The 26,354-nt window shown below is 70.7% G+C and carries 1 protein-coding gene (running past one end of the window); it reads right to left on the minus strand.

The window, feature by feature from the left end:
• Positions 1 to 26,354 carry the 3' portion of an Ig-like domain-containing protein gene (locus tag NFW30_RS19640; RefSeq protein WP_295349684.1) on the minus strand. The gene runs 3,259 nt beyond the window's last position, so only the last 26,354 of its 29,613 coding nucleotides appear in the window; the start codon falls outside the window, past its right edge; its stop codon occupies positions 1 to 3.

Here is a 26,354-nt window from a genome sequence, read left to right on the forward strand (position 1 = left end):
TCAGGCATCGATCCGGATCTTCAGCGCGGTGAGGTCGGGGATCGTGGCGCTGCCCGGCGTGGTGCCGAGAAACGCCGGTAGCCAGGGTGCCGGGGTGCGTCGTGCTGCAGCGAAGGGGAGGTGTGGCGAGGCGCTCCAGTCGATTGCCGGCGTTGCCGGAGGGGTCGCCGCCTTCGTCGGGTTCGCTGGGTGCGAAGCGTCGTGCCTGGCACCATGGAGCGCCGCACGCGGCGTGGCTGGCGCCGCGGCCAGCAGTCGTGCCGCAGCGCGCGCCGCCGCACCGGGTGCCGTTGCGGCAGCTTGTCGAGCCGCACCGAGGCTCGGCCAAGCGGTTGCCGGCCAGGCGTGCAGCGAACTGCCATGGGCGTGGTCGGCTGGCTCGCCGGTGGGCGCAGCGGCGTTGCCGGTCGCGCTGCCGCTGCCGCCAGGCCAGTGGCCGGCGCTGCAGGCAAGAGCTGGGGCCGCGCCACCGGCTGCCGGCAGCGAGGCTGGGTCGGGTGCTCCGCCAGCGGCCTGGCTGGCTCGTCCGGGCGGCACGGCCTCTTCCGCCAGCGTCAGCCGGACCGTCGCCGACGTCTCGGCGTGGCCATCGGACACCGTATAGCGGAAGCTGTCGCTGCCGCTGAAGCGGGTGCCGGCGAGGTAGGTCCACGAACCGCCGCCGTCGTCGATCAACTCACCGTGAGCCGGATCGGTGACGCGCAACCTGAGTGCGTCGCCGTCACCGTCACCGATCAGCTGGCGCAGGTCGATGCGGACACGGCTGCCGGGGGCGACCGCGAAGCTGGCGTCGCGGGCGACCGGCGCGGTGTGGGCCGCTTCGACCAGCAGCTCGATCTGTGCGCGGCGCGTTGCCTCGCTGCGATTGCTCTGCTCCTCGGCGGTGGCGACGAGGTCGAGGCGCAGCGTTCCGCTGAATTCACGCGGCGGCTGCAGCGACAGCCGGGCGAGGTTCCAGCCAGCGAGGTCCAGCACGCGATTGCTGGCGGTGGCGCTGAACTGGCGCGCGCCGTCGCTGAGCGTCGCGCCGGGCGGAAGGCCGCCGATCGTCAGGCGCAGCGTTTCCGAGCCGTCGCGGTCGGCGAGGGCAGCGCCCAACACCGGCAGGGCGATCGCCGTGCCGGCGCGGCCGCTGGCAAGCGGCGCCGATTCGCCGAGGACGATGTCGTCGACCATCGTCGCGCCAGCCTTGCCGGCGACGTTGCCTGCACTGTGGCTGATGCGGAGCAGCTGCCGGCCGCCGCTGCCGACGAAGTCGAAGCGCCGCGATTGCCAGGCCAGCGCTCCGGCCGGGCTGGCTGCAGCCGCCTGGCCGATCTCGCGGCCATCGACGCTGAGCGTGATGCGGCTCTGGTCGGCACTGAGCCCCGGCAGCCCGGCGATGTCGAGCACGAGGGTGTAGCGCGCGCCGGCGAGGGTCTCGATCGCGCGCTCGATGGCGATGGCGTGCCGGTCATCGCCATTGCCGCCGCCGAGTTCGAGCCAGTTGTTGCCGTTGCCGGCAGCGGCGCGCAGGGCCGGATTGCTGCCGGCGATGCCGCCGGTATGATCGCCGCTGCTCCAGATCCGGAAGCCCTGGCCGGGCTGCGCGCGATCGACCGCCTGACCGGTCGACCGCCAGTCTTCCAGGGTCGTCTCGTACAGCAGCGTCGCGCCGCTATCCGGGTTGGCGACACGCTCCCAACTGGTGCGGAACAGCTCGCGCTGCCCGCCGGGAACTCCGCCGAGCGCCAACTCCGGCGCATCGCCGAGTGGCGTGACGGCGAGGAGGATGGTCGCCGGCTGCGATTCGGCAGATCCGTCGCCGAGCGTATAGGTGAAGCGCTCGTGACCGCCCCAGTCGGCCACCGGTGTGTAGACCAGACGTCCCTGCGCGTCGCGGCTCAAGGTCCCGTGCGCCGGCTGACCGGTGAAGGCCAGCGTCAGCGGATCGCCGTCGGCATCGCTGCCCAGCGCCGGGAGGTCGAGCGCCAGCCATCCGTCCTCGCCGAGTTCGGAGACATGGTCGCGCGCCAGCGGTGCGTCGTTGACCGGCGTGATCGTCAAGCGGACGCTGCCGTCCACCGAACTGGCGCCGTCGCTGGCGCGGATCGTGAAGGAGTCGTCGCCGTGGTAGTCGGCTGCCGGGCGATAGGCGTAGCGGCCGTCGTCCAGCAGCGTCAGGCTGCCGTGCTGCGGCGTGCCGACGCTGAGCGTCAGCGCATCGCCGTCGGAATCGGCCGCCGTCGCCAGCAGGTCGAGCAGGATCGTGCCGTCCTCCGGCAGGCTGGCGGCAAGCGGGTTCACGCGCGGCGGGTCGTTGACCGGCGTCACCGTCAGCCGCACCTCGGCCTGCGCCGCGACGCCCGGCACGCCGCGCAGCCGGTAGCTGAAGCGGTCTTCGCCATGCCAGTCGGCCGCCGGCTGGTAGAGCAGGCTGCCGTCGCCCTCGACGACGAGGGTGCCGCTTGCCGGCCCGCTCAGCACTTCGACGGCGCTGCCGCCGGCAACGCCGGAGTCGTTGGCGAGCACGTCGATGCGCAGCGGCACATCCTCGGCGGTGGTGGCGGCATCGTCCTGCGCGCGGGGCACCTGTGGAGCGGCGCCGAGGTGCAGGTCGCGGATTGTGACGCGGCTGTTGCGCGCCTCCGGGCCATCGCCGGCGGTCGCGGCGAAGCCGATCAGGTCGAAGGCGATACTGAGGACGCTGCCGGCGGCGATGCCGCGCAGGTCGGCCACGTAGCGCCGGCTGCCGTCGGCGTTGTGGGTGACGCCGATCTCGCTCGCCGAGCTCTCGCTGCCGTCTGCCTGGCGGTTGAGCGCGGCGTCGCTGCGCGTCAGGCCGCCGGCAAGCAGCAGGGGCAAGCCCGTGGTGGCGTCGATCAGCGCCATCTCGAAGGCGTCGTCCGGGCCGCGAAGCTGGTCGCCGATGGCGATGTCGGCGAGCGTGAAGGAGAGGAAGTGGTCGTCGTCGCCGAGGACGAAGACCTGGCTGAGGCGAGTGTGGTCGTCGGGCGATTCGATCAGGGTGGCGGCGCCATCGGCGAAGCGGACGTCGCCGCGCGTGCTCCAGCCGCTGCCGTCGGTGAAGGCCGGGTTCTCGAGGCGCGGGTTGGCGGCGATGTGGAGTTGCGTGCGGGTCGCCGCGGGTTCACCGGCGGTGGCGAGAGCCGGGCTGGCGCCGTGCGCGAGGCTGGTGACGCGGCTGAAGGGGAGGGGAACGCCCCAGGAAAAGGCCGCATGCGCGTCGCCCGGGCTGTCTGGCGGCGGCAGGTAACCGGCGAGTCGCAGCAGCGCCAACTGGTCGGCGGCGGAGAGCGTCCGACGAATCCCCGGGGTCAGCGTCGCCGCCATGAGGTGGTGCGGGTCGGTGCTGTGCTCGAGGCCGAGGGCGTGCCCCTGCTCGTGCAGCAGGACGGTCAGCAGGTCGATGCGGCCGTCGGCGGCCGACCCGGGCCGTGCCACCCACTCGTTCGGGTGGCTCGTCGGAAGGAACTCTTCGTTGAGCAAGGGCGTGTCGTCCACGAACCAGCCGTGGCCGGCGGCATCGGTGTCGAGGGTGATCGCGGCGGCGGAACCGGCGCCGGTGGTGTGGCCGAGGGCGAAGTCGGGCAGGCTGGCGAACGAGACCTCTCTGGCAAGGTCTTCATCGATGGCGATCCATGTGCCGGCCGGCTCGAGCGAAAATGCACCGACGGATGGATCTGGGCTAGGGTTCTCGGAGATCTTCCAGATGAGAAGCCCGCGCGGGCAGTATCTCTTGTAAGCGGAACCATCGTAGAGATCAAACCTGCCGGCCGCCGGCGTCACGTGAAGATGATAGGAAAAGATGATCGAGGGGCCATTCTGGCTGGTAACCAGAACCGTCAATTTATCCTTGCCGGTGAAGCCGGGATTTGGAATGTACTCGACTGAAGTGCCGGGGGCGAAATCGGTCCCCAGCTCACCGCGGTAAGCAACCAGCTGGCCGTGCTTCGGCATTTCCAGGATACTGACGCTTGCCAGGCGATTCTCCTCGGTGAACTGAGGTTCGAATCCTGTCCACTTGTTGTCTTTGGGTGCGAAGTGGTCTTCAGCGTCCGCTCTCGGTCGGATAACTCTGCTAATGGGATGCCGGCTCTCTAATTCCCTTATTTGCGCATGAGTGGGCGAAATCACACAGATCCCCATTCTCGGTACCTCTTGTGTAGTCTTCCGAGCGCGCTGCGCGTCCGCCATGCGGAATGCTGTCGTCGCGGGCTGATGCGCGTCCTGGAAAAGGTGTTCGAGAGCAAACATGGCAGACTCTCCTTGGTCGAACGAAAGAGCGTGGCGTAGGTGTTCCGTGGCTAGCACATCAGAGGCCAAGACACCGGAAGAGCGATCTTCAAGATGGCGGACACGTTCTATGGCGAGCGGCGATTGACTCGCCAGAGACACTCCGAACTTGGTGTTGTAGTCGCGATGGCTATCGGGTGAAAACCCCAGTTCAGCCAACACATGCTTTACGTTTCCGAACGCATTCTGGTTGTTTATTGTTTCCGAACCTACCCTGTTCCAGTAGACCAGGCGTGCGTCGCGGTTCCTTCGGTGTTCGGGCGAATTTCCGTGACCTTTTATTCCCTTCGTCGCGTCTTCAAAATTCGTCGCATCGAGCTCGGTCGAGCGATCAATGATTCGATTGAGATCGCCATCCACCGGCTGTGCCCCGTACCGCCAATACCATGCGCCAGACAGCGCGGCTATCCCCTTGTTCGCGATCATGGCATCGGGATTCTGGACGAAGTCATGGCTCGTGCCCAGAATGTCGTTCAGACCCGGCACCTTGTTGGCCTCTGGTCTATAGGGACGTGGACCCTTGTGGGTCCAACCGCGATAGCCGCCTTCGCCAAGGACCTCGTAGCCCCACTTGAAGGTGATCTGCATGATCCCTCGGCCCTTGTACCGAGCGCCATCACCAGGTGTGTCATTTCCGTACCTGTTGCCGTAGGCCAACTCGGCCGACTGATCGCTGCGATTCTCGACCAGGTCGGAGTCAAAGAACGCTTCGAATCGTGCATTGACCAGGAACGCGGCGACTCGCTTCGCCGTATTGATATCGAATGTCTCGAGCGCGGAGTTCAGTGGTTCCACCCAGTCTCTGACGCCATCCGCAGTAGACCCCATGATGGCGGCGAGGCTTTCGGCGCTCAACTGCGAGCCGAATCCGGCACCCTTGTCCCCTACACCACCCAGCAAGAGATTGTCGGTGGCGATCAGCCCCGAGGCTTGGCTCCCCCCGCCAAAAAGCGCCCGCTGGATCGCCCGCCTGGCGTCATCGGATCCTCCTGATTTGATTGCCGACAGCTGCTCGTCGAGCGATCCATTCGCCGCCACCGTGTCGTTCTGGGTCGCTGTGTAAACGGCCAGGAAGTCCTTGAGCGCGTCGACCTGGTTGTTCGATGATCGGCCGTTCGTTTGCACGCGATTCACGTACTGCAGCAGATCGGCGAGCTTCTGCGCCCTCTCGGCATCCCACGTTCCGTTGCCGGGCTGCTGCCGCAGGCGCGCCATCTCCTCGAGCAGGTACTTGAGTTTCTGCTGTGCTGTTGCCCCATTCTCCTTGCTCGCCGTCACGTCGCGCAGGTCGACGCTGTCCGGACTGCTCAGGCCGAGGAGCCACTCGTCGCCGTAGATGCCCTTCTGGTTGTCGAGCGAGATGTAGGCGGTGTTGATCCCTAGGTGCAGGCGGTTGCCGAGCAGGTTCGTTCCGGCAAACCACAGCGGTTGTCGCGCCTTGCCGTCGGATGTCCTGTTGGCGCCCTGGCTGGCCACCATCAGGTCATGGACCCAACTCGTTCCCATCGCTTCAACCGGCTTCTTCGGGTCGGTCCGGTCGCTCCAGCCGGGCAGCGCGCTGCCGTTGCCGAAGCGGTACTGCATCCAGTGCGGGGCGTTGTAGGCGTTGAGCCAGCTCACGCTGGCGGCCGACAGGGTGATCGGGGGCAGCGGCTTGACGACGGTCGTGCTCTTGCCCTTCCTGTCCTTGACGGTTTCGCTCGAGCTGTCCTGGTAGTCTGCCGCGTTCTGCACGATCTGGTCGAACTGTCGCAGCGTGATCAGCTCGGCCGCTTCGAGCGTGCCATTGACCCGGACTTCGCCGCTCTTCGGAATCGCCGAAAGACCGTAGCCGAGATACTTCAGCCGCTGCTCGACCCGTGCGACATCGAGCAGCCGGTTGTCGCTGCGCGGGTCGCCGCCGACCGATCCGTCGAGCGCGAACTCGTGGTAGCCCGGGTTGTTCAGTGGCCGGTCGCCAATAAAGGTCGTATCGGCGGCACGGGCGTAATCGACGACCCGCAGCTTCAGGCTGAGCCGCTCGTCGGGCCGGCTGCGGTCGAAGCCGGCGATGTGGATCGTGATCTCGCCGGGCTTCAGCGCCTCACCCTTGCGCAGCCGTTCGACGTCCAGAACGGGTACGAGGAAGACGATGCCGCTGCTGCCGAGTACCTGCTTGCCGGCGTCGCCGCCGACCGTCTGCAGACCATGGTAGCTGCGCCGGCCCGCCGCCTCGACCGACTGCATGCCGTCCTCGCGCTCGGCAGTCAGGAGGTGCCCCTTGCCGTCGCGCAGCAGGGTGGCCGCGCCGCTGACCTCGATGTTCGACCAGTTGATGTTGAGGTCGGCATCAGGCACCTGCGCCAGCGTCCCCGCATACTGGCTGCGGATCAGCTTGAACAGGTCGACGCGGGCGATGTCGCCGTAGTTGAAGCTCGGAACCTCGAGGTTGCGGTCCGCCTCGATGGTCTTCAGGAAATGCCCGCCGTCGACCGGGTCGGTGAAGCGGACCGAGTCGGGATGGCGCAGCGGGCTCGCCGCCATGCCGAAAATCCAGCCCGAGGTCAGCCGGCTGCCGTCACCGAGTTCGTGGCGCAGCGGGGTCACGACCTGCTGTATTGTGCCGCCGACGAGTTCGCGGTCGATAGGCAGCGGGCGCGGCGATGCCTGCGCAGCGAGCGAGTTGCGTTCGGCGGCGGCGAGCAGCTCGCCGAGATCCCAGCGCAGCAGGCCGGCGGGCGGTGGCGACGAATCGAGTGTCGGCCAGTAACGCAGGTCGGCCCAGAGCGTGCCGCCGTCATCGCCGACGGCGAGCCGGGAAATGTTGGCGCCGGCGAGCGGCGAGGTGGCGCCAAGGTATTCGGGTCGCTGACCGAACGGATCGCGGATGATGCCGACCTTGCCACCGAGCTGGCGGGCGCCGCTCGCGGCGTCGCCGGCGTGGTGCAGCGGATCGAGGAAGTCGAAGAAGTAGTCGGCGACCAGTGCGTACTCCCTGCCGTCACCCGTCTCGACGAGCACCGGCGACTGCGCGCGCTGGATGTTCAACTGGTATTCGCCCTGGCTGCGGTCGTGGCCCGCCGACGATCCGAGCAGCGGCAGTCGCCTGAAAGCGGGCGCTCCCTGCAGCCGCCCGTCGCTGCCGAGAGCGACGCTGACGGTGGCGAGTCCCGCGTTCTCGTCCTGCGCGTCGCTCAGCAGGAAACGCAGCGTCTGGTCGCTGATTCCCGCTGCGGCGACGAACTGTGGTGCCTTGCCCTCGCCGTCGGGCACGCTGACCGGCGTGCAGGCGCCGCTCACCGTCGCGTCGAGGCGGCCGGCCGACTCGCGTGCCGCGTCGAGATCGACGATGAAGATCGCGCCGCCGGCGGCGCTGCGGGGGCTGCCGATGCCCAGGCCCTGCTGGCTTGCGGTCACCGCGAGATAGCTGTGCAGGCCGTGGTTGACCGCCAGGTCGACGTAGCCCCAGAGGGCGTTGGCACCGCTGACCGACCGTGGCAGCTCGATCTGCTGCAGTGCCAGGAAGCGGCTGTCGGCCGGGTCGATGTTCGCGCGCAGCAGGCGATGGCCGCCGGCGGGATCGTGCGAGCCCCCTTCGGCGATGTACAGCCACCGTCCGGAGACGGCGAGACTGCTGATGTTGGCGCTGCCGACCCGCAAGGTGTCGGCGAGCGTCATCGTCGCCGTGTCGATGACGTCGATCTGCCCGTGGCCGCGCGCCACGAAAGCCAGCCGGTTGTCGAGGCTGAAGGCGATCGCGTCGGTCTTGCCGCCGGTCGCCGCAGTGGCTGCGCCGCCCGCGTCGGGGTAGGCGATCCCGGCGATCTCGACCCCGCCGCGCAGGACGCGGATCATGTCTTCGCCGGCGACGAGGTTGAAACCGGTGGGCGTCGTCAGCCTCAGGGTGGCTGCCTCGCCATCGGCGACCCAGCGGGTCTGGCCGGGGTCGTTCGGGTCGATGGTCTGCAGCATGCGCTGGATGCTGATGACGTGCAGCCCGGCGGCGATGCCCGGCGGCAGGTCGAGATCGAGCGTCAGTTCGGACGCGTCGCCGGCCAGCGGATGTAGGTCGACCAGCCGCTGCCAGACGCGCAGCCGATCACGCTGCACGCCGTGGTCGTCGCGCCAGGGACCGACGCTGGCGCTGCCGGCGCTGTCGATGGCCGGTGCTGCGGGCGTGATCCAGACGCGCAGCGCGGTTGCCGGCGCCGCTGTGGCGGCAGCCGGCGACTGCAGCCCGGCGAGCGTCAGCTCGAGCCGGCCGGAAGCGAGCATCGCGGCGCGCACGACGCGCGGCGCGGTCTCGCTGTCGCCGGCTGCCGGCAGGCTGCCGCTGCCGCCGTCGCCGGGCAGGGTCAGGATGCCCGCCGCCAGATCCTTGAGCACCGGCACGGTCCGGTAGACGCCGCCGTACGTCCGCCTGATCGCATGGACGTCGGCCGATCCCGCCAGCGCCGCGAGGAGATCGCCGGCGGCGGCGAGGCCGCTCAGGCTGCCGTTGCCGAGTTCGGTGGCGAGGCCGAGAACCAGATCGCCGACGCGCAGCGCCAGCGCATCGGCGCCGAAGCCCTGCAGCGTCGGCGCACCGCTCTGCCGGTCGAAGGTGGTCCGCACGCAGATCAGGTCGCCCGAGCCGGCGATGCCGCTGTAGGGCGGACTGGCCGTCCGCGCGACCAGACCGGCTGCGGCATCGCCGGCGATGAAGCCGTTGTCCAGGATCCACCAGGCATCCTGCAGACGCCCGTCGCTGCCCGGAGCCAGGCCGCGGCGCAGGAAGAGCACCTCGTCGCCCTCGCGCACGCCGCTCGTGTCCTGCAGCGGGATCGAGAGTTGCACCGGCGCTGCCGTCGGCCGCTCGCCGAGGTCGAGGCGGAAGGCCGCCAGTGTCTGCAGCAGTCCCGGCGCAGGGGCGGCGAGGCCGGTTTCGGCCACCAGGCGGGCGAGGTCGATGCGGCTGATCGATACCGGCGTGTCCTCGCTCAGCGCGCCGGCACCGATCAGCAGCAGCTCGCCGCTGGCAGTCTGCACGATGCCGCCCTGCGCCGCCTGGATCATGCCCGCTGCCGGGATCGGCGTCGCCGGATCGTCGTCGATGGCCTGCGGCGCCTGCACCAGCAGCACGACGTCGGTCTGGCCGATCGCGCGCGTCGTGACCGCGCCGCTGGCGTCCACCCCGTTTGCTAGGTGGACGACCGAAAGCGTCACCCGCCCGGCGCGGTGGGCGCTGACCAGGCCGTCCGGACCGACGCTGGCGATCGTCGCGTCGCTCGAGAAGTAACGCGTGTCGTTGCGCACCTCGGCGATCGCCGGGATCACCGAGACCAGGATGTCGCCGCTGTCCGGGTCGAGGACGATGTCGCCGGTCGCCGGATCGATCAGCACCTCGCCCGTGGCGGGGTCCCGCAGCGGTTCCTGCGTCCAGGGATCACGATCGATCTCGACCCGTTCGGGCGAGCCGGGGAATCCGGTCTGGCTGGCGGCGTGGATATCGACCCGCTCGCCGGTCGCCGGGTCGATGCGCTGCACGCGGAACTGCCGTGTCGCGCCGGGGACGAGACTCAGCGTTCGCGGGTAGACCTCCGGGTCGGCGGCCGGCAGTGCATCGCCCGTTGCGCCGTCGTCGTCGCCGGTTCCGGTGAGCGCCGATGCGGCGAGAACGTTGAGCGCGGCGACGGCCTGCACCGCCTGCCCGCTCGCGTCGCTGCGGCTGACGACGAGCAATGCCGGCCCGACGCCGGTCGCGCGAACCCGGTCGCGACCGTCGTCGACGACGATGCGGGCGCCTCCGTCGTCGCCCAGGCCGGCGAGCTCCGCCGCCTGCACGGCGAGATAGGCGGGATCGTGCAATGCGACGCCGAGTTCGTCGGCGAAGTCGAGCGTCGCGCTGATCGCCTGCGTCTGACCCGTCAGGAGGTGGTCCAGCGGCGCAAGGTGGATTTGCTGCAGGCGGGCGCCGCTGACGTCGATCGCCAGGTCGACCGGCTGGCCCGCGTTGTAGCCATCATCCGCCTGCAGGCGAACCGTCGCCTGGCCGGTAAAACCCGCCTGCGGCGTGAACAGCAGGCTCTGGCCATCGGCGGCCAGGCGCGCCTGGCCGTTGCTCGCCTGCACGACGCGCCAGAACGGCGTGTCGCCTTCGGCATCGCGCGCCAGGCCGTGCAGGGCAATGGTCATCGACAGGTCGCTGTGCGTCCGCAGCGGCGGCTGGCCGATGATCGCCGGCGCCCGGTTGGCGCTGAAGCCGCTGTTGGCGAAGACGATCTGCCGATCGATCGCATCGCTGCTGCCGTCGCCGTCGACGTCGCTCGCGTTCAGGCCGGCCCGCTGCGCGGCTTCCCAGAGCAGCGCATCGGTGGCGTCGACGCGGCCGTCGACATTGAGGTCGCCGGCGACGCGCAGGCTGACGTGCGCGGCGCCGCTGCCCGTCAGGCGCAGGAGCTTCGCACCGCCCTCGCCGATTTGCAGCAGCGTCGTCCGCGTCGCGCCGTTCTCCCGGCTGCCGAGCACCTGCCCGCCGACGAACTCGATCGTCGCGCCGGCGTCGGCCGCCGTGCTGTCGACGGCGATGAGCAGCGGTCCCCCCCCGGCCGGCGAACGGGCGACGGAAGCGATCTCGCTGTCGCGGATGGTGAAGGCCAATGTCGCGCCGTTGTCGATCGCGCCCTGCCACTCGTTGCTCAGCCCGTTCCAGGTCACCGGCGTACCCAGGTCGGCCGTCGGGGCGGTGGCGAGCAGCGCCCCGCCTGCATCATGGACGTAGGCCGTGCCGCTGCCGCTGCCGATCGCGCGGACGAGGCGCAGGTTGCCGGAACGGTCGTAGAGGTAGGCCGTGCCGGCCGGCTCGGCGGCTCCGGCAATGCGACCGCCGACGCGGCCGATCCGCCCATCGGCGTCGCGCAGCAACTCGATCCGTCCGGCCGGGCTGCCATCGGCCGCAAGCGCCGCGACGCCGGCGTCCGAGAGCAGCCATTGCGCGCCATCGGCGAACTCGACCTGCCGCAGGCGGCCGCCGGAATCGAGATGGTAGCGATCGCCGCCGGGCGAGGTGAGCGTGTAGCGCTGCGGCACCCAGGGCAGGCCGCTGACCTGGTCGTAGAGCGAATCGCCCAGGCGGATCAGGCTGTCGGGATCGGTGCCCGCGTCCGACGCCTGCGCCTGCAGTTGCCAGCCGCGGTCGCTGCTGAACGCCGGGCGCCAGACCAGCGGCGCCGCCGCGTCGCCGGCGAGCCGCTCGCCGACCGCGGCCAGGCTGAAGCGCAACGCCAGCTCGCCGGCCGCCGCGTCCGCCAGATCGCGCGGCACGCCGACCCATACGCGGGCGCCGTCGCGCCAGGGGGCGATCGCTCCCGAAGGCAGCGTCGCCGGCTGGTCGCTGCGCAGGAGCGGCGCCAGCAGCGGCAGTTGCCAGTTGCCGAAATCGTTCGCGACGCCCGGCCGGCGATCGATCGCCGCGGCGGCGGGCGAGGGCGCTGCCGGCAGCACGCGCGCCAGCGCCAGCGCGTGACCGCCCAACTGGTAGACGGCGTCGCTGGCGATGGCGGCGGGCGGGGCCTTGAGCGGCGTGTCGATGAGCACGGCGGCGTCGATCCGGCTGCTGCGGCCGGCGAGATCGCGCGCGACCAGGCGCAGCTGCCAGACGCCGTTTGCCAGCAGCGCCGGGTCGAGCGTCGCCAGGAGCAGCGTCTGGTCGATCGCCGTGGCGCGGCTCTCTTGCGCGGCCAGCGTCGACCATTCGTCGCTGCCAGCCGGTGCCAGCAGCAGTTCCCAGCCCATCAGCTGCGCCTCGGCCAGATCGGCGGCGAGCAGTAGCGGCGCGGCGACGCGCACGGGCGGCGCGCTGCCCGTCGCGCCGCGCAGAGCGCCGCTCCAGGCGAGGCGGGGGGCAGCGGAATCGGCGGCATCGAGCACCGGCAGGGCGTGCACGCGCTGCGCGGCGAAGCCGTCGCGGTCGGTGGCTGTGACGCGCAGCTCGACCAGACCGGGCGCCTCCGGCGTGAAGCGGAAGCGGCCGGCCGCATCCACCGCGACGCCCTGCCAGGGTTCGGCCGCAGCGCTGCGCCATTCGACCGCCAGGTCGGCGATGCCGCTCCAGAACTCGGCGCGGGCGCTGCCGATCACCGCCTGCTGCGGTCTCGCCGCCCGCTCCGGCGTGGTCGAGACGAGGATCGCGGGTGCGTTCGCCGCGGCACTCGCCACGACGCGGACGACGAACTCCTGCTGGCTGCGTCCGCTGCCGCCGGGCTGGCCGTCGGCGACCTCGAGCGTCAGCAGATGGTCGCCGACCTGGCCCGGGCCCGGCGTCCACAGCAGCTCGCGGCTGCGCTCGTCATGGGTTGCGCCGGCAGGCAGGCCGGCGAAGCGGAAGGTCAGCGCCTGCGTCTGTGCCACGCCGTCCGGGTCGCTGGCGACGATGCCGGCGCCGCCCGGGCTGGCCGCGCCGTCGGCGACGAGCGGGATGCGCAGCGTGTCGCCGACGACGACGGCGTGGTTGCGGGCGACGACCTGCGGTCGCCGGTTGTCGTCGAGGACCAGCACGCGTACCGACTGGCTGCTGCTCGCCTGCCCGTCGTCGGCACGGAACGTGAACACGAAGCTGCGGTCGGCGGCGGTCGCGTTGTCGACGACCTCGTGCCCGGGCCGCCAGCTGAACTGGCCGCTGGCGGGATCGAGATGCACCCCGGCCGGTGTCGTCGGCTCGCGCAGCAGCGCGAGTCGGACCGCGTCGCCGTCGGCATCGCTCGCGACGACGCTGAAACTGAGCGTCTCCCCCTCGCCGACCAGTTGCAGCGGCAGCGGCGCGATGCGTGGCGGCTGGTTGCGGTTGCCCACCTGCAGCTCGATGTCGCGGCTGAAGTGCGCCATGCCGTCGCTGGCGCGAAGCGAAAGGCGCCACAGTCCGGCGGCGCCACCGTTTCCGTCCTGGGCAGCGAAGAGGTCGGGGGTCCACGCCAGAACGACGCGCCCGTCCTCCGGCGTCACCGTCATGCCGCGCGGCAGGCTGTCGAACTGCCAGTGCAGCGGGTCGGCGTCGGCGTCGCTGGCGCGGATCTCGATCGCCAGTGGCACGCCCTCGGTCGCCGTCAGATGCAGGGTGCCGCCCGTGTCCGCGACATCGGCGGCATCGACGCGGATCGCCGCCACTTGCGGGGCGGCGTTGTCGTCGCGCACGACGATGCGCAGCGGCTGCCGGCTGACGTTCGGCTGCGGCTGCTGCGGCAGTGGCTGGCCGCCGCCCGGCGGTGGCAGGCCGCTGTCGCTGACGATCAGTTCGATGTCGTGCAGGCCGCCGTCGGCGGCGGCCGGCGTCCACGCCAGAACGGCCTCGCCGTAGCGCGGGCCGGGCGTCAGAGTGGCTCCGGCGGGCAGCCCGGCGGCAGTCCACTGCAGCGCATCCTGATCGAGGTCGCGCGCGCGCAGCGTCAGCGAGAAGGGCTGCCCGGCGATGGCGACGACCTGCCGCGGGCCGTCGATCTGCGGCGCTTCGGTCGTACTGCGGGCGCTGACGACAAAGCTGCGGCTGCTGGCGAGAATCTGCTGCGGGTCACCGTCACCATCGTCGCTGGCAGTGACGGCAAACAGGTAGTCGCCGCGATCGCCTTCGCCCGGGGCAAGGCGCAGCCAGCCGGAAGCCTCGCCCAGTGGGCTCGCGGCATCGGCGATGAAGCGGGCGAAACGCGGCAGGCCAGCGAAGTCGAGGCGGATCGGCGAGCCGTCTCGCCGCGCGTCCGCATCGGATGCCGTGACCCGGATGTCGATGGTGTCGCCGCGGTCGACGCTGGCGGCGGCGATGTCGCCGATCAGCGGCGCGCGGTTGGCGTTGGCGACGACGATCGACAGCGACAGCGTACTGCCCAGCGGGATGCCGGTGCCGTCACCGTCGTCACTGGCGGTGACGTCGATCGTGTAGCTTCCCGCCTGATCGTAGTCGGGTGTCCAGACGATCTCGAGCGTCTCGGCGTCGAAGCGGGCGCCGGCGGGCAGGCCGCCGACGCGGTAGCCGACCGTCGGCGCGACACCCGCCCCGGCGATCGCGGCGGCGCCGGGCTGCTGGCGAAGCGCGGGCTGGAAGTCCGGGTTGTCGGCGTCGAAGGCGAAGATGCTGAAGCGCAGCGGCTGCCCTTCGCGGACGTGCAGGCTGGCGGTCTGCGGCAGGACCGGCGCTGCGTTCGCGTTGGCGACGTCGAGAATCAGCTCGGCGCCGGCGCGCGTCTGCTCGCTGCCGCCGTCGGCCGTGGTCCAGGTGGCGGTCAGCGTCAGCGGGATGCGATAGTGGCCATGCTGGTTGTAGCCCGGTGTCCAGGCGACGCGGCCAGTCTGCGGGTTGAGGGTCGCGCCGCCCGGCAGCCAGGCGGCACCGTACTCGAGCTGCAGCGTTTCGCCGCCCGGTTGTGTGGCGCCGGCGGTGGAGCCCGGGACGCTGCCGGCGAGCTGCAACGTCCACGGGTCGCCCTCTCGCAGGAAGTGCGCGGGTTGCGGCTCGAACTGCGGTGCGGCATGCGCCTGCTCGACGGTGATGCTGAAGCTGCGGCTGGCGATCCGCTTGCCGTCACTCGCGCTGAAGCGGATGTCGCGCCAGAGGCCGGCCTGGTCATGGCCCGGCGTCCAGTGCAGCAGTCCGCTGCCGGAATCGAAGCGCGCACCCGGCGGCAGGGCATCGAGCAGCAGCGTCAGGTGGTCGCCATCGGCATCGGCGGCGCGCAGCGGCAGCGCCAGCGCTTCGCCTTCCCGGATCACGATGTCGTCGGGCACCGCGAGCAGCGGTGCGTGGTTGCCGCCGCTGACGGGAAGCTGGAAGCGGCGCAGCGCGGAACCGCCGCGGCTGTCCTCGACGCGGACGAGGAGCGTGCTGTCGGCATCGGCGGCCGCAGGCGGCGTCCAGGCGAGCGTCGCGACGGAACTCGTCCCGGCGGGCACGCTGCTGGTCGCAGGGGCTGCCTGCAGGCTGAGGCCGGCGGGTGCTTCGAGCAGTTGCCAGTCGAGGCGCGAGCCATCGCTGTCGAGTGCTTCGATCGCCGCGCTCCAGGCTTCGCCGACGCGGGCCGGCGGCAGTTCGTCGCCGTCCGGAGCAGCGGCCAGGCGGAGCAGCGGCGGCCGGTTGTCGCGCGGCGCTGCGTAGACCCCGTGTCCGAGGTTCGCCTTGACGATCGGCTCGATTCCGGAATGGGCGGCGAAGCGGCTGGCGGGTACGATGCTGACCGTCAGTCCGGCAATCGTCGCCCCGGAAGCCAGCCTGCCGCCGAGATCGTTCAGTGCGTCGCCGAGGTCGATCAACCACAGATCGGCCTGCTCGCCGCCGCCGGCAACGGCGTCGGCGACCGTCGCGCCGAAATGACGTCCGGGATCGAGCAGCAGCGCCAGCGGGCCGACGACCTCGTCGCTGCCGATGTTCGTCACGCTGAGGTCGTAGCTGAGTTCGCCGGTCGCGCGGCTGGCGCGGGTGTTCGAGAAATCGACGCGCAACTGGTGGCCGAGATCCTCGAGCGCCGTGAAGTGGCTCTCGAAGTCGGTCGCCAGCGGCATGTGCGCACGGCTCTCGATGCGGCGCGCGATCTGCAGGCGGTAATCGCCGGCAGCCAGCCCGCTGACGTCGAGCCAGGCGGTACGGGTCGCCGGATCCCAGCTGACGCTCGCCGGGTGCTGCGCGGTCTCGCCGGCTGTCCCGGACTGCAGCGCCAGCAGGCGGTAGTTGTCACGGTGCAGCACGCTGGCGACATCGCCGGCTTCGCCGATCTGCATCTCCTGATCGAAGACGACGCCGATCCGGTTCAGTGGCAGCGGTACGAGCGCGCCATCCGGGACTGTCAGCGCGCTCACCGTCGGTACCCGTTGCAGGGCGATCTCGTCGATGCTGCGCGTCTGCGCAACCAGGATGCGGCCGTCGCGCGTGGCGACGATCGACTCGCCGCGGCTGCCGCCGCTCGCCAGTTGCAGGGTGCTGCGGCCGGCGAGTTCGATCATCCAGACGCTGCCCTCGCGCGCCGCACTGACGCCGTCGGCGGATGGTTGCTGGCCCGGCTGGCTGCTGGCAAACAGCAGTCCAGCCAGATGGCTGCCGGGTGCAGCAAAGGCAATGCTGTCGATGATCCCGGCGAGGCGGTATTCGACTTCGCCGCGGCCGGCGTCGCGGCCGCTCATCGGGAAACTGATGATCTCGCTGCTGGCATGGGCAGCAGCGCTTGCGAACTCGTTGCCGGCGCGCTTGACCGCCCACAGCCGTCCGTCTGGAGCAAACGCCAGGTCACCGACGCGCTGCCGGCTGAAGCTCTTCCAGGCCTGGTTCGGGTCGCCGACCGCCGGGTCGTAGACCAGGATGCCTGCGCCCGATGAGGCATAGATCTCGCCGGTGCCCGGGTCGATCGCCAGCGCATGCGTCAGTGGCTGGTCGCCCGGGGCTCGCAGGCGCTGCACGACGCGACCGCTGTCCGGGTCGAGCCGAAGCAGTTCGTCGCCGCTCATCGCCCAGAGCTGGCCGAATGCGTCCACCTGCATGTCGATGACCGGAGCGTCGAGGATGAACAGCGGCGCTGCCGCCCGGTCGGCGGTCTGCAGGCCATCCGCGGCGAAGCGGTGGATCTCGTTGCGCAGCGCGCCGGCGCTCGCCAGGATCGTGCCATCGGGCATCTCGACCAGCGCCTGGGCGCCAATCCCGGCGGCGCTGGCGCCATAGCCATGGGCGAAGCTGCGCAGCGAGAAGGGAGCAAGGACACTGCCGAGGTCACTGCGCAGGCTGCCAGCGACCTGTCCCGGCAACAGCCGGGCGGCGGCCGCGAACAGCGCGTTGGACGGCTGGCTGCGGTCCGCGGCGGCGACCGGGGTGGCCGGGGTCGGCGCGACGGTCTCGTTCGCGCCGAGGGCGGCGACGATTTCCTGACGAGCGCCATCTGCCGGCAGTCTGGTCTGCGCGAGCCAATCGGCCTCCGCGTTGCCGGCGTGGTCGGTGGCGACTGCGACGAACTCGTAATGCCTGCCCGCGTCGCCGACGAATGCCGCCTGTTCGGTCCCCGCCGGCAACTGCCGCTGCCAGAGATGGAAACGGCCGCCGTCCTCAGCGACGTAGAGGCTCACCGAGCGCACTCCGGAAAGCTCGTCCGTGCTTTGCCAGCGCAGATCGAAGCTGGCGATGCCGGCAGCGCTCCGCGGGCCGGTCGGGGTGACGGTCAGCTGCGTTCGCGGCGCCTCGTTGTCGAGCCGGATGGCGTGCGCCTGGCTGTCGATTGGTGGCAAGGCGTCGACCAGCAGGCGGGCGGCGGTGCGGATGTCGCTGCCGGACGCCGCGTTGTCGGCGGCACGAACGGTATAGGCGACGAAACCGTCCGGCGTCACGCCGGCGCCGGTGGTGGCGACCACTGCCGGCAGCAGGCCGCGGCTGCGGTCGCGAACGACCTCGCCGGTGGCCGGATCGATGGCCTGCAGAAGCCAGGTGGCAACGCGGCTTCCGCCATCGATTCCGGCACTGACGCGCAGGATGAATCCCCGGCTGCCGCTGAAGTCGAAGTCGCCCTGGAACGTTGCCCGGTCGGCCGGCAGGTGGACTGCGAGGTCGCCGATGCGCAGGTCGCCAAGACGGAACGAGGCGGCATCGAGGCTGGCGTCGATCTGGCTGCTGATGCGCAGCTCGCCCGCCGGTGAAGCGACGGGATTGGTGAACTCGATGCGGTAGGGCAGGGCGAGTCCTGCCGCGACATGCTGTCGGCCATCGCTGCCGCGCAGCGCCTGTGGACCACCGACGCGCAGCAGGGCGGACGCAGCGGCGGGCTGGGCGGGCGAGTCGGGCAGGTAGCGGGTGAAGTCGAGCGCCTGCGCCGCGAGCGGCCGGAAGTCTTCGTCGAGAACGCCGATGTGGCGCAGGTATTCGAGTTCGGACTGGCCGCCGACGAAGACGCTGAAGTCGAGGAAGTGCGTCTCGCGCGTCGCGCCAAGGTCAAAGCGATCGCGGTCGGCGAGTTGCGGAACCGGCACCGAGACGCTGCCGTCGCGATTCTGCCGCGTCTCGAAGTAGCTGATCGGCGCCTTGCGGGCGTTGGCATCGCCCATGTGGCGAGCGCTGTCGCCGTACCACTCCTGCACCTGGGCAAAGAACGCGACGAGGTCGGCCTGCGTCCGGTAGGCATCACCGCCCCGGCTGAGCAGAATGCCGGCGCCGAGGGTCGCGTTGAGGCTCAGCACCTGTGACTGCGTGCGGATCGGTGCCGCCTCGCCGACCGGCCGCAGGATGCCGGCAGTCTCCAGCGCCGCGAGCCATGCCGCCTGCCACTGGTCGGCATCGGCTGCGATCACCGACAGGCTCGCGGGAGCGTCCGGGTCGGCAAGGATCGCCGCGCGCAGCCTCTGCGCGTGCGCTGTTTGCTCGGCGATGAATTCGTCGCGGCCCAGTGCCGTGGCGCTGGCGACGAGGTCGAAGCGGAAGGGCATGGCCAGCGCTTCGAGAGACGTCAGATGTTCGCCTTCGACCCGCGACAGGAACCTGCGGCCGAGGTCGGCGGCGATGCGGTCGAGATCGGCAACCCCGCCGTCGAGGAGACCGAGCGCCTGCCATTCCGGATGCAGCGTGTACAGCCACGCACGCAGGCCGTCGAAGTCACGCGACAACCACTCCCTGAGGCCGGGATAGGTTTGCAGCCGCACGGCAGCGCCGGCGAAGCCGCCGCCCGCGAGGTCGAGTGCGTAGCCGGTGGCGATGTCATGCCCGTCGCTGTTGTTGACGCCCTCGATGCGCACCCAGGGGATGTCACTGCGGGCGAGACCCTGCGTCGGGGTCGGACCAAAGCTCAGCGTGTTGCCGGCGGCGTCTGCCGTCGGGCCGTCGGGCCGGCCGGCGAGCGAACTGCTGAAGACGAGATAGGGCAGCGGCAGGGCAGCGAGCAAATCCGGGCTGTACCCCATTTCGGGGACGCCGACGGAGAAGCGGACGTACGGCGTATCGAGGTTGCCCAGACTCTGCAGCGAGACGCTGTAGGTGGCACCGTCACCGGGATCGAGGCTCCGCGGGCCGCCGACGGCGATCGTCACTTCGCTCGCCGCTGCCGGTTCGACGAGATAGCATTGCGGCTCGGTCACGCGCTGTCCGTCGGGGTTGATGACGCTCAGGTCGTAAAGCCCGGGCGGCAGGCGGCGGCTGTCGAAGATGGCCCGGATGTGGCTGCTGTCGAGGACCTGCCAGCGCTCGGGCTCGGCTTCGAAAACCCCGGGCCGCGACAGCCGGACCAGTGCTGCAGGATCGAAATGCGAGCCGCTGATGTCGATCGTGATCCAGGGTTGTGCGTCGTTGCCGATGCCGCCGTGGTCCGGGCTGATGCCGGTGACCGAAAGCGGCAACAGATCCGCGCGCAGGCTGACCGCCTGGGCGGCGCCCGCCTGACGCGCCCGTGCCAGCACGTAGTAGTCGCCGGCACGGGTCGTGCTGACCACCGCCTGCTGATCGGCGGCAACCGGGTTGCCGTGCGCCGCATCGAACTGATGGGCGCTGGGCGCGTCGGCGAAGCGAAGGTACAGCTCGTTGTCGCCGTGGTCGCTCGCGGCGTCGAGACTGACTCGCAGGCTTTCCCCGGGAGCGACGGCGATCCGGTAAAGGATCGGCCGGCCGGCAACGAGGGTCGTCGCCAGCGCACTGCCGAGCGGCAGTTCGGGAACGCTGACCTGCAGCGTACTGCCCGACGCGCCGTGGTTGTTGGCTTCGCCTGGCGACAGGGCGAGGCCGCTCGCGGCGGCGCTGCGGCTGCCCTCGAAGACTTCGTTGTACAGGTCGGTGCGGACGATGACCCGCCAGTTGCCGTCGCGCACGGGCGGCAGGCTGGCCGCCAGTGTGGCCGTATAGGTGGCGCCGCCGGCAAGGTCGCCACTGTGCGCGATCCTGCCGATCAGCAGGTCACCGACATCCCAGTCGCTGTCGGCCGAGAGATAGAGGGCATCGGTCCATTGGCCACGTGCCGGGTTGCTCGAGTCGTTGAACACCGAATACTCGATGCGAATCTCTTCGCCCACTTCGGCTCTGGCCGGCAGCAGCACGCTGCCCACCCTGATGTCTGCGGCGGGCGGCGTCTCGACGAGCACCGGCTGCGGCGCGGCGCCGGCATTGTTGTCCTCGTTGCCCGACTCACGCAGCCTGCCGCTGTTGCCGCTGCCCCAGATGCGTGCCGGATCGCTGACGACGAAGACGTAGTATGCGCCGGCAAGATGGGCCGGGACAGCGAAGCTCTGCCGCGCAGCGTAGTGGTCTCCCGCCGCCAGCCCCTGGTCGTGGAGGCGGTAGCCGAGGTAGTGATCCTGGTCGAGGTCGAGGAAGCGGTCCCGGGAAAGGTAGACGAGGTCGTTCCAGGTTCCCTGGCTGCCGGGCGTGTCGCCACCACGGTTGGCAACCCGCCAGTCCACGACCAGGCTCTGTCCGGCCAGCACGCGCTCGGGCGCCGCGACTTCGGCCACCTGCAGGTCGGGCGGCACGCCCGGTGTGATCGACAGTGAGGTCGCAGCCTGGTTGTTGCCCTCGTCGCGGAACTCGCGCACCAGGCCGGCGGCGTCGCCGACGACCGCGAGCCCGGGCAGCCCGTCGCGGATCGTGCTGCGCTGCCGGCCGTCGCTGTTGATCGCGGTGTCGGCGCGGACGATGAGGTGGAAGTCGCCGCTGAGCGAATCGGGCAGCTCGAAGGTTGCCGAGGCGCTGTAGGATTCGCCCGGGCCGAGGACCTCCGCTCGTCCATCGGCGCCGATGCTGATGCGCTGTGCCGCCAGCCCGCCCGCTGCTCCGCCGGCGAGCAGCGCGAAATCCCCGTCGTCGAGCGAGGTGTCGCGCGACAGGTAGAGGCCATCGAACCAGGAACTGGCTCGCGTTTCGCGGCTGCCCCGGTTGCTGACCTGCCAGCTCACCGTCAGCTGGCTGCCGGCAACGACACTCGTCGCGCTGAGGCTGACGCCATCGACCTGCAGGTCGGCCTCGCGATAGCGGATCGTCAGCGCGGCGCTGCCGCGATTGTTGTCGTTTGCCGTTCCTTCATGGACCGATCGCGGAAAATACTGGTCACGTGCGCTGCCGTTGTCGCCGCCGCTGAGTTCGCTGCGCACCCGCTGCGGGTTTCCCGGTGCACCATCGGTGTTGGCGTCGGTGATGACGTAGAGATAGTGCTGGCCATCGCTGCCCGCCGGCAGGCGGACCGTCGCCGAGTTGCCGTAGCTGCCGCCGCTCCCGAGTCCGCCGCCGTTGGCGTGGACGAAGCTGCCGAGGAGGAGCGCGCGGTCTGCGTCGAAGACCGGGTCGCGGCTGAGGTAGACGGCATCGACCCACGAGCGGCTGCCCGCCCAGACGTCGGCGCCGAAGTTGCCGACGGTCCAGCTGATCCGCGTCTCCTCGCCCGAGAAGGCCGTGGACTCGGTGCGCACTTCGGTGACGCGCAGGTCGGCGGCGTGGCTGCTGACTAGCGACGCGTGGGCATCGCTGTTGTTCAGCTCGTTGGCTTCGGCGATCCGGTTGCCGCTGTCGGTGCGCACGATGAGGAAGCGGCCGCTCACCGACGGTGCCAGCAGCAGCGACTGGCTGACCGTGTAGCCGTCGCCGTCGGCGAGCGTCCGGTCGACGCTGTGGTCGCCGAGGTGCCAGACGGTGCGCGCGAGCTGCCAGTCCGGGTTGTCGGCGAGGTAGACCGAATCGACCCAGTCGCCAGTGAAGCGCTCGCCGCGGTTGACGACGCGGTAGCTGTAGCCGTAGCTGCCGCCGGCGGTCGCCGTGTCCGGCGCCACGACTTCGGCGAGGACGAGATCCGGCGGTGTCGCGCCAAGGATGCCGATCGCCCGCGCGCGATGGTTGTTGCCGTCGATCTGCTGCGGGTCTTGCGGGTTGATCTGGCTCGCCAGCGTGTCCTCGAGGATCAGGTCGTACGTGTCGCTCCAGACGCTGAGATGGTACTGGCCCGAAGCCAGGCCGTCCGGCAGGCGGACCTGGACGCTGCGGCGATAGTCTTCGCCGGGATCGAGCTTGCCGACGTGCTCGAAGGTGCCGAGCAGGATGTCGCCCTTGAAGGCGCCCGGGCGGCGCTGATCGCGTGCCAGCCAGACGCTGTCGGTCCAGCTCTCGGTCGCGTCGGCTTCGCCGCGGGTGCGTGCGCTGCCGAGGTTGGCAACGCGGTAGCGGACCTCGATGCTGGCGCCGTGCACGGCCTGGCTGGGGGCGACGACTTCGCTGGTGACCAGATCGGCGAAGGGCAGCGGGTCGATGGTGAACGGGACGGCGAGGACGTTGTTGGCTTCGTTCGGATGTTCGTCGATCTGGCCATTGGCGTCGGCGGCGACGATCAGGAAGGCATCGCCGCGCAGGCGCAGCGGAAGGTCGATGTTCGCCGTCGTCGCGCTATGGAATTCGCCCGGCGCGAGCGCGCCCGGGCTGGCGATCTCGCCGACGAGGAGGTCGTCGCTGCTGAGAAAGGCATCGAGCGAGAGGTATGCCTTGTCGATCCACAGGCCGCTGGTCGCGGCACTGCCGAAGTTGCCCGTCGTGTAGCGGATGGCCGTCGTGCCGCCGGCGGGGACGTGCTCGGCAACCTCGATCCGCGTCAGCCGCAGGTCCGGTCGCTGGCGCAGGCTGATGTCGAGCAGGCCGGCGGATAGCGTGGTGTTGTTGCCGGCGGCGCTGCCGTGCTCGTAGAGCTGGCGGCCCTGCGCGTCGGGTGCGGCGTTGCTCACCACCTGCAGGCGATACGGCCCTGCAATGCGTGCCGGCAGGCGAACCTGCTCGTTGCGGGTGTAGCGCTCGCCGGCTGCCAGACCGCGGTCGAAGGCGAAGCTGCCGAGCTCGATCGGCGCGCCGCCGCCCGCCGGCAAGAGCCGCAGCGAATCGCGCCAGCCGCTGGCAGCGGCCGCCACGCCCTGGTTGTAGACGGTCCACGAAACGTCGATCCAGTCACCTTCGACGGCCGACTGCGGCAGGCCGATGTGGTCGACGACGAGATCGGCCGTGTTCGAGAGCGCCACCGGGACTGCCGGCGAGTTGCCGTGGTTGTTGTCGCCGAAGATGAACTCGAACGGTCCGCCGGTGCGCACGTTGAGGTAATGGTCGCCAACGATGCCGTCGGGCAGCGTCAGTTCGACGCTGCGGCGGTAGCTCTCGCCAGCGGCGAGCTGGCCGATGTGCTGCGCCCAGCCGAAGCTCGCGACGCGGTCGCTGCCGTCGGCGTTGCGGCTGAGCCAGATTTCGTCGCGCCAGTCGGCGGTGTCGGTCGGACCGATGCCGCGGTTGGCCACCTCCCACTCGACGCGCAGCGGCTGCCCGCTCGCCGCGGCGCCGCTCGTTGCGACCGAGACGACCTGCAGGTCGGCGTAGGGACGCGGCATGAGGTCGATCGGCTGTGGCAGTCGCGCCGCGTTGTCGGCCTCGGAGAAATTCTCGAAGACCTCGTGCCGTGCGTCGGCGACGACGAACAGCCGGTAGCGGCCGGACAGGCCGGCGGGCAGGACGATGTCGAGCGAGCGGCTCGCCGTCTCGCCGGCGGCGAGCAGCCCCTGCTGCCGGTGTTCGCCGACGACGCGATCGTCGCCGTTGCCGATCAGGTCGTCGCTCGACAGGACGACCTGTTCGCTCCAGGCGCTGCCGACGCCGGGCCCGGTCCCCACGTTGGCGACCGTCCAGTCGACGGTGAACCGCGCCGGGTCGCCGATGACCCGCTGCGGTGCGCTGAGCGCGGTGACCGCCAGGTCGGCCCACGGCAACTGGTCGACGCGGGTCGTCCGTGCCTGCTGGTTGTCCTGTCGATCGCGGTCGTCGACCCGCTGCTCGGAGTCGGTGCTGACGACGATCTGGAAGTCGCCGCTCGACTCGAGCGGCAGGACGAACTCCGCGCTCGCGTCATAGCCGGCGCCGGCCGCCAGCCCGTGCTGATGCGCTTGCGTGGCGACGACCCGCCGGCTCGTCCCCTGCACGAGTTCGACGCGGTCGAGCCAGTCGCCGCTGGCGCTCGCGCCTCGGTTCTCGACGCGCCATTCGACGCGGATGCGGTCGCCGGAGCGGGCGATCTGCGGCGCCTGCAGGCTGGCGACGTGCAGGTCGGGACGCTGCACGCGCAGTGGCACGGCGGCCTCGTTGTTGTCCTCGCCGTTGCGTTCATCGACCGTGCCGTCGGCATCGCTGCGCACCAGCCAGCGGTAATCGCCGTCGGCAAGCCAGCCGGGCAGCGTGAGGTGGACGTCACGGGTGAGGCTCTCCTGCACCGCCAGGCTGGCATCGTGGCGTACCGCGGCGAGCTCGAGCAGGCCGCCGGCGGCGCCGCGATCGAGGTAGATGCGGTCCCACCAGCCGGCCGGGCTGGCGGCGGCGCCGACGTTGCGCAGCGTGTAGCGCAGTGTCGCGGCGTCGCCGGGGCGCAGCGTCGCCGCTGCGACGAGGTCGCCGGGGACCAGGTCGGGCGTCGGCCTGAGGTCGACGCGCAGGCGGTCGGGACTGGCGAGGAGATTGTTGTCGAGGCGCCGGCGGTCGCGCGCCGTTGCCTCGTCGACGCCGGCGTCGGCGTTGACCAGGAGCAGCACGAAGTACTCGCCGGCCAGATCGCGCGGCAGTTGCAGCGTGCTGCGGGCGTCGTAGGTCGCGCCGGCAGCGAGGATCCCCGAGTGCGCGACGGCGGCGGCGAGAACGATGTCGTCGGCGCTCGGCAGACGGTCGAGCGAGAGGAGCAGGCGATCGTTCCACTCGCCGCGGTCGCTGGCCGCGTTCCCCTGGTTGAGCACCTGCCATCCGACGCTGAGCGGCTCGCCGCTCCAGGCGGTGGCGGGAACATCGAGGCCGAGCGGCAACAGGTCGGGCTGCTGTGTGAGGAGCGAGTCGATGACGAGCTGCGCCCGGTTGTTGGTCTCGGCATTGCCGCTGCGATTGGCCTCGAACACCGTTCCCTGGCCGTCGAGCTGCTCGTCGACGCCGACGCGGATTTCGATCCGGCCACTGCCGCGGGCGCCGTCGGGCAGCCGCAGCGTGTGGCTGCGCTGCCGCGACGCGCCGGCGGCGAGCGGATCGTGGCCGGCTGGCGCGGGTTCGAAGGGCAGCAGGAGATCGGCGAGCAATTCGCCGCTGTCGAGGTTCGTGATCTGCAGGCGGTCGTTCCAGGTGCTCGCCGTGGCGACGCCGCCGGCGTTGCGATCGTCCCAGAAGACGGTCAGCTCTTCGCCGGCGGCGGCGGGAGCGGGCTGCGCGCGCAGGTTGGCGATGCTGAGGTCGGGGCCGTTGGCGATGCGCAGGACGACTTCGTTGTTGTCTTCGGCGCTGCCCTGCGGGTTGCCTTCGGCGATCGTCCCCTGCGCATCGGCGAGGATGCGGAAGCTGATGTCGCCGTGGCCGGCACTTCCCGCCGGCCACGGCAGCAGGACTGAGCGCCGGACGGACTCGCCGATGTCGAGGCTGCTCCTGCCCAAGCCGGGTCCGGTGGCGATCTCCAGGCGCAGGACGGTCTCGCCGGTCGTCTCGTTGCGCACTTCGACGAGTTCGCGCCAGGTGCCGCTGGCGGCGGCCTGCCCCGGGTTGGAAGTCCGCCACGAGACCGTCACCGCACTCGCTGCCGCCCAGTTGGCGTCCGGGGTGATGGCGAGGTCGCTGGATACGAGGTCGGGTCGCGGCTGGCTGGTGTCAGCGGCGCTGCCGACGAGGGCCTGCCGGAAGTGGGTTGCGGCTGGCGTGTCGCCGGTCTGCTGCGCGGACTGGACGAAGTGCCGTGGCGCTGGGTTGCCGGCTGTCGACGGCTGGCTGTCGCGACTGCCGAGGACGAAGCCGTTGCCGTAACTCCACACTTCCACCGTCGCGACGCCGCCCGCAGCGACGGTGCTGCGCAGCAGTTCGGTTGCGCCGAACGCGCGTCGCAGCGGCAGGTGATGGGCGTCGTCGCTCCAGGTGCCGAGGATGCTGTCGGTCGACCAGTAGCCGCCGGCGCCATCGCGGTGCCAGGTGGTGGCGACCGCCTGGTCGGCGCTGTCGCGCCAGATCTGCAGCAGCTCGTCGCAACCGTCGTCGTCGAAGTCGCCAGCCAGGAAGCGCTGCGCCTGCCGCGGACCGCCGAGCGGGATGGTGTCGGCGGCGGCAAAGTCGCCGCCCTGGCTGAGCCAGATGCTGAGCTGCTGTT

The organism is Accumulibacter sp., assembly GCF_023806635.1.
GTDB lineage: Bacteria > Pseudomonadota > Gammaproteobacteria > Burkholderiales > Rhodocyclaceae > Accumulibacter.